General features: G+C 58.3%; 7 protein-coding genes. 2 read left to right on the forward strand and 5 right to left on the reverse strand.

Annotated features, from left to right (window positions below):
* Window positions 1-1,245: an MFS transporter gene (locus EYB53_RS04530; protein WP_135477034.1), complete on the forward strand. Its 1,245-nt coding sequence runs from the start codon at window positions 1-3 to the stop codon at window positions 1,243-1,245.
* 125 nt (window positions 1,246-1,370) lie between these two features.
* On the opposite strand, the gene EYB53_RS04535 is transcribed toward EYB53_RS04530, so the two are convergent.
* The 3 genes from EYB53_RS04535 to EYB53_RS04545 form a co-directional block, all read right to left on the reverse strand.
* Window positions 1,371-2,048: an SH3 domain-containing protein gene (locus EYB53_RS04535; RefSeq protein ID WP_167857257.1), complete on the reverse strand. Its 678-nt coding sequence runs from the start codon at window positions 2,046-2,048 to the stop codon at window positions 1,371-1,373.
* Window positions 2,049-2,164: 116 nt separating this feature from the next.
* Entirely contained in the window at window positions 2,165-3,070 is a 906-nt protein-coding gene (locus tag EYB53_RS04540; RefSeq protein ID WP_135477036.1) for a hypothetical protein, read from the reverse strand.
* Between the two features lie 99 nt (window positions 3,071-3,169).
* Window positions 3,170-3,853 (reverse strand): response regulator transcription factor, encoded by a 684-nt coding sequence (locus EYB53_RS04545; RefSeq protein WP_135477037.1) that lies wholly within the window; start codon window positions 3,851-3,853, stop codon window positions 3,170-3,172.
* Between the two features lie 255 nt (window positions 3,854-4,108).
* Between EYB53_RS04545 and EYB53_RS04550 the strand changes: the two genes are divergently transcribed.
* Window positions 4,109-4,768 (forward strand): translin family protein, encoded by a 660-nt coding sequence (locus EYB53_RS04550; RefSeq protein WP_135477038.1) that lies wholly within the window; start codon window positions 4,109-4,111, stop codon window positions 4,766-4,768.
* A gap of 4 nt (window positions 4,769-4,772) precedes the next feature.
* On the opposite strand, the gene EYB53_RS04555 is transcribed toward EYB53_RS04550, so the two are convergent.
* Both EYB53_RS04555 and EYB53_RS04560 read right to left on the reverse strand, forming a co-directional pair.
* Window positions 4,773-5,441 carry an adenylate kinase family protein gene (locus EYB53_RS04555; RefSeq protein WP_135477039.1) on the reverse strand — a complete coding sequence of 223 codons (669 nt, stop codon included), beginning with the start codon at window positions 5,439-5,441 and terminating at the stop codon, window positions 4,773-4,775.
* An 82-nt stretch (window positions 5,442-5,523) separates the two neighbouring features.
* Window positions 5,524-6,071, reverse strand: a 548-nt coding sequence (locus EYB53_RS04560; protein WP_135477083.1) for a lamin tail domain-containing protein, incomplete at its 5' end; no start/stop codon positions are given.

Consider the following 6,071-nt stretch of genomic DNA (forward strand, 5'->3'; position numbering starts at 1 on the left):
ATGACCGTTTCGCCTAGCCCGACCGTGACCGATTCGCGCCTACCTCAATTTCTGCGCGCCTTGCGCCACCGCAATTACCGGCTCTTTTTCATTGGTCAACTCATCTCGTTGACTGGTACCTGGATGCAGTCAGTGGCCCAGGGCTGGCTCGTCTTGCGCCTGACCGACTCGCCGGCCTTGCTTGGCATCGTTGCTGCGGCTAGTTCGTTGCCCGTCCTGCTCTTTTCGTTGTCAGCAGGCACCGTTGTTGATCGCGTTTCGAAACAGAAACTCTTGCTGGCAACCCAGGTTGCCGCGATGCTGCTGGCAATTTCGCTCGCTGTCTTGACGATCAGCGGGCTGATTCAGGTGTGGCATATTCTCGTGATGGCGATGTTGCTTGGGCTCGTCAATGCCTTTGATGCGCCAACGCGTCAGTCGTTTACGGTCGAGATGGTTGGGCGCGAAGATCTGCTCAATGCGATTGCCCTCAATTCTTCTATTTTCAATGCCGCACGTATGATTGGGCCGGCCGTGGCTGGTCTCCTGGTGGCCTTGATTGGCGAAGGCCCGGCCTTTGCCTTGAATGCGGTGAGCTTTGTTTTTGTCATTGCGAGCCTGTTGATGATGCGCCTGCCGCCGTTCACGGCCCCAAAGGCTTCGCGGAGTAGTGACCAACTCAAAGAGGGGCTGCGCTATATCAAGCAAGAGCGGCGGGTGCAGGCGCTGTTGATCCAGGCTATGGCGATCAGTCTCTTCTGTTTTGTCCATATTCCGTTGTTACCAGTCTTTGCCCGTGATGTGCTGGGAACTGGGGCAGCGGGGCTCGGGGCGCTCTCGTCGGCAAGTGGCTTTGGGGCCCTGATCGCTGCGCTGATCCTGGCGCAACTCGGTGATAAGCTCTCGCGCGGGCGCTTGCTCATCTTTGCGGCTCTGCTCTACCCGCTGCTGATGATCCTCTTTACCACGACACGCCTGTTGCCGCTGTCAATGCTGTTGATCGGTGTCGCCGGTTGGGCCGGCGTGACGACGATGGCCTTGACGAATACGCTGATCCAGTCGCTGGTGCCCGATGCACTGCGTGGCCGGGTGATGAGTGTTTTTACCCTGATTCTGATGGGGATGAGTCCGATGGGGGGCCTTGCCGCTGGGGTGCTGGCTGAGATGGTTGGTAGTGTGCCGCTGGTGGTGGCGGTCAGCGCCGTGATCGGCTGGGTGATCATCATTGTGGTCAACTGGCGGGCACCCTTTTTGCGCCAATTGTAGAGCACGTTGCGACCACCAGTTTTGCTGGCGATCACAACATGCAGGGTGTGCCGCTGCGTACTCTATGCCCGACCGCGTTGACGGACGATCAACGTGGTGCTGGCTTTGCGGGGCGTATAAATATCTCAGGGTACCGGATTCAGAAAATCGGCGGCGACATAGCCCTCTTGCCCCTCTGGAGTCCGCACATGGCGCCACATAAAGCCATCACCTGGCACATCCGGGCCGATCTGTTCGATAATTTGCCCATCAGGAAGAGTTGCCAGCGGAGTCGTGTTGCGTGAGGGTTCGGGCCGCAGAAACAGCCCTTGCACGCCAGTTCCTGCGACAATGAACCGTTGGGGCGCCGGGGGAGGCAACGCTTCTTCGGGTATGGCGCTCGGCACTTCGCCGGGCAGATTGCCGCCAAGCACCGGATCACTGATGATTGCGGTTGGCTCGGGGCGATCAAAGGTCAGGCCCGCTTCACGTTGCTCGGTGCGTGAAAAAGCGAGCAGGGCTATCAAGAGGACGACCAGCAGCAGCCCAATGCCAGCAAGATACTTCCACCCACCTGACTGAAGCCAGAGCTGGAGTTCCTGTGGGGAACCGGGTAACATGCCGCGTTTGGGGGCACGCTGCGTTCCTGAGCGCTCTTGACGCCATCGGGCATTCGCTGGCTCTTCGCGAGTCCATGCATCACCAGAGGGATCAAGGCGTTCGGTTCGGCGTGACGTCTCGGCCCCGCTGATCGGCTGATCGTCGGGCAGACGTCGGGTACGACGTGGTCGCTCTTGCTCGAACTCTTCGTGAGGGTCGCTCATGCCTCCTCCAGGACAACTAAAGATAGCTACCTTCCCGGATGTTTGTTGGGGAAGGATTCCGGCTTCCACAGAACGTGCATGCGTTATCATAACACATGACGCTGCCTGGTGAAATGTTAGAGCTTGATTTGATACGCAGGAGGCGTGTTTTCGTTGAACGGGGCTGCGATCCGGGCCAGTGGGGTGCCCATCCGTCGTAAGCCAAGATAGGCTGCTTCGCTGCAGATCAGTTGCCCCGGTGCGCTTAGTTTGAGGATGCTTTCCGCCTCGTCAATTGGTTCGCCCGCAACGCTGAGACCTAGCCCGGGCAAGAGCATCGCCCTGGCGCTTCCGAGGGTCAGACTCATGGCTGGCCCGGCTCTCTCCTCGTGAAGCGCATGGTTGTTTAGCGCTTCTGCGATCTGGTAACTACTGCGGAGAATCTGGCTCGGGTTGTTTGGGTTCAAGATTCCGGTGATGATCAACAGCGTTGAGCCTGTACGGCTGAGCAAGGCATCGTGGAGTTGCGCATGATAGAGGGCATTGTGGGCCAGGCTGTGCAGCGTAGGCTGGGCATGTTCGTTGAATCCGGGGAGTTCGACGGCAACAACGCCAATGTCGCACACCCATCCTTCGGTTGGTGGCTGCCGATCGATGAGCCGCAGCGCCCCGGCTAGCGGCAGCGCTGGCAAGAGCGTTCGGATCTGCTGTTCGGTGCGCTGTTCTTGCAAGAGGCGGTTGAGTGCATGGGCCAGTTCACCCCATACACCGGTCGCAACTTCGAGTTTCTGCTCAGGTCGGTTGTCCGTGATAACGGTCGTTAGGCTGCGAATCTCTTCGGTGAGCTCGATCCAGTCGAGGATCAGCATCCCTACGGCACAGAGAATGGCCGGCGTAACCAGCAAGGGGTAGACAAAGGCGACCACCGCCGCGCCCCCTAGACAGAGCAGGGCAAGGCGTAGTTTGAGTCGTCGTCCGATCCAGTGAAGGTGGCGCAAACCGGTCGATCCTGGTGGTTCAATGCTCAGGCGTGAGCAACACATACGTCATTGATCCGTGACGCTGTGCATCCCTTGCCTTGACGATACCACACGGACATTTGTACGAAGAAGGGCCGTAGATTACAGAAGGGGGTCATCTGGTTATTCGTAGTCGCGCAGGATGTATCCGGCCCCGCGCACCGTCTGAATCAGACGTGGCTCTCCTTCAGCTTCCAGCTTCTGCCGCAAATAGCGTACATAGACTTCAATGATGTTACTTTCACCCCCAAAATCGTAGCCCCAAACCCGATCAAAAATAATTTCGCGGGTGAGCACCTGATTTGGATGGCGCAGAAAGAGCTCGAGCAGGTCGTATTCTTTCGTGGTTAATTCTACGCGTCGTTCACCAACGCGGAGCTCACGTGAGGCTGTGTCGAGCGTCAGATTGCTGAACCGCAGTTGTTCGTGTTGCTGAGCCGTCTGGCGGCGTCGCAACTGAACCCGAATACGGGCCAGCAATTCTTCAAACGCAAACGGCTTCACCAGATAATCATCAGCCCCATGCTCGAGCCCGCGTACCCGATCGGCCACTGCGTCACGGGCGGTCAGAATGATAATCGGTACCTCTGAGGCGGCCCGCAGTCGCTTGGCTACTTCGAGGCCATCAAGACCAGGGAGCATCAAATCGAGAATGACGAGATCAGGAGGCGTCTCGCGCGCTACAACCAGACCCCCCGGTCCATCATTGGCGACGGTGACCTGAAAACCCTCGAGCACTAACCCGCGCCGTAGGTAATTGGCAATCTCTTGTTCGTCCTCAACGATCAGGATGTGCTGCGTCGTCATAGGCTCTTCCTGTAGTATTTTAACTGTAAATTCAGGCCTATTTCCTGGAATTCTGGCCCCCTACACCTGAACGTAAGCCGCTAGCTAGGGGTTTGGGGGCCGCATGCCCCCAAGAATCAGGCTTGTGCTGACGAAAACGGCCAACTGCGCTGGCCGTTTTCGCCAGCACAAGCCTGGGTTTTTAGGTAGATTGCCTACTAGTATAACAGGTTCACCACTAGACAGAAATGGCGATCATCGTGTACTCTGTAGCCTATGCAAGATAACATTGAACAACTTGTGGCCGCGTGCGCAGCCAAGATTGAGGCCGATCATGCGGTGCGTGAACAGGCTATTGGTGTGTCGCGTGCGTTGATCCGCCTGTGTGCCAACAGTATTCGGGCGACCCATCGGAGTGATTTTGACGAGGCACGTCGCCTCCTCGACGAGGCGCAGGCCGCTGCTGCATTGATCCTTACGACAACGGCTGATTTTCCGGCGATCCGGTTTGCGGGCTATACCCAGGATGCCCTCAAAGAGTATGTTGAGGCTCATCTTGTCCTGGCTTTTCTTGCGGATACCCCGGCTCCAGGCCATCGCGAACTTGGTGTCGAGGCTGCAGCCTATCTCAATGGGCTCGCTGAGGCAGCGAGTGAGTTGCGTCGGGCGATCCTTGATGGGTTGCGCCACGGTGAAGTTGAACGCGGTGAACGCCTGCTCCAGACCATGGACGAGGTCTACAGTGGGTTGGTGACTGTCGATTTTCCTGATGCCATTACCGGCGGGTTGCGCCGCACGACTGATGCCCTGCGTGCCGTTGTCGAACGTACCCGTGGCGATATGACGGCCGCCCTTCGTCAGGATCAACTGGTGGCCGCGATGTTTCAGTTAGAGACCTATCTGGCCGATGGGCGGTCAGATGCGCAGGCACCGTAGCTCTTCAGGCTTGCTTGATGGCGGCAAGTACCGCTGCGACGACGAGTTCGGGTGGCCCGTTGGCGTCATCAATCTCAATCCTGCTCAACAGCCCTCGCTCGGCGTAGAAATCCAGGATAGGCTTCGTTGCGCTGGCATAGACGGCCAGGCGCTCGGTGATGATCGCTGGCTGGTCATCGTCACGCTGCCTCAGTGTGCCCCCGAGACTCGCGCAACGTTCGATGGCTGCTTGATCGCGTATGTGGAGGGTGAAGGTCCCGCCCTCCCAATGACAAATCCTTCGTCCGGTTAGACGCTCAAGAACTTGACTTTCGTTGAGTTCGAGCGAGATGACCCGCGTCAGTGGACGATTGATTGCAGTCAGCATCGCTTCGAGTGTGCGCGCCTGCGTTAGATTGCGTGGGTAGCCATCAAGGAGAAATCCCTGGTCAGCCGGCACTTCGTTGAGCCATTGTTGCATCAGGCGATCCACGACGTCGTCGGGGGCAAATTGCCCCTGTTCGAGTAGCGGTTTGATCATCTGCCCCATGGTGGTTCCCTGGGCAACTTCGCGTCGCAGGAAGCGTCCGGTGGCGATGCTTACAAGGGGTTCCTGTTGTTTGAGCAGATCCCCAATCGTGGTTTTCCCTGCTCCAGGTGGCCCCATCAAGATAAGATGTTGTCGTTGCTGCATATGCTTTACCCTTCTATGGTAATAGTAACACAAACGGCCAGCTTGGCTGGCCGTTTGTGTTACTATCAGCGAGTTTCCGCGCTTATTTTTTGCCCTCGTAGGTGTAACGGGCGATGACGTTGCCCTGTCCGTCACGCAGGGTTGCGGTGTCGCCAGTATTATTCCAGATGGGGATGCGGTTGTTCCAGTAGAGGTTGCCCGCGTTGTTTTTGCCAGACTTTGTCCAGATCTTGACTTCGCCACCTGGGTTGAGGGTGAAGGAGGGGAAGGTAAAGGTGTGCTTGTCGCCTCCGTCACTGAGTTTCCACCCTGCCAGGAGCATCGGCATTTTCGCGGTGTTGCGCAAGAGCACGTATTCGCCATCAACATCACGACCGGGTGGGTCAAATTCAATGTGAACGATGTTGATGCCGGTCGGAGCTTCGAGCTCTGGCCCTGCTGCTGGTTTTGCCCCGCCGGTAGCCGGGGTTGCAGGGGCGGGCTTGGGGGCGGCTGCCGCAGGCTTGGGGGCTTCAGGGGCCGGGGCGACTGCCGCAGGCTTGGGGGCTGCGGGAGCAGGGGCCGCCGCAACGGGTTTGGGGGCTTCAGGGGCCGGGGCGACTGCCGCAGGCTTGGGGGCTGCGGGAGCAG

This window comes from Candidatus Chloroploca mongolica, assembly GCF_004762035.2.
Lineage (GTDB): Bacteria > Chloroflexota > Chloroflexia > Chloroflexales > Chloroflexaceae > Chloroploca > Chloroploca mongolica.

What these genes read in the sequence shown, in the direction of transcription:
- EYB53_RS04530 (WP_135477034.1), top strand. Translation starts at nt 1, where the DNA reads ATGACCGTTTCGCCTAGCCCGACCGTGACCGATTCGCGCCTACCTCAA.
- EYB53_RS04535 (WP_167857257.1), bottom strand. Translation starts at nt 2,048, where the DNA reads ATGAGCGACCCTCACGAAGAGTTCGAGCAAGAGCGACCACGTCGTACC.
- EYB53_RS04540 (WP_135477036.1), bottom strand. Translation starts at nt 3,070, where the DNA reads ATGTGTTGCTCACGCCTGAGCATTGAACCACCAGGATCGACCGGTTTG.
- EYB53_RS04545 (WP_135477037.1), bottom strand. Translation starts at nt 3,853, where the DNA reads ATGACGACGCAGCACATCCTGATCGTTGAGGACGAACAAGAGATTGCC.
- EYB53_RS04550 (WP_135477038.1), top strand. Translation starts at nt 4,109, where the DNA reads ATGCAAGATAACATTGAACAACTTGTGGCCGCGTGCGCAGCCAAGATT.
- EYB53_RS04555 (WP_135477039.1), bottom strand. Translation starts at nt 5,441, where the DNA reads ATGCAGCAACGACAACATCTTATCTTGATGGGGCCACCTGGAGCAGGG.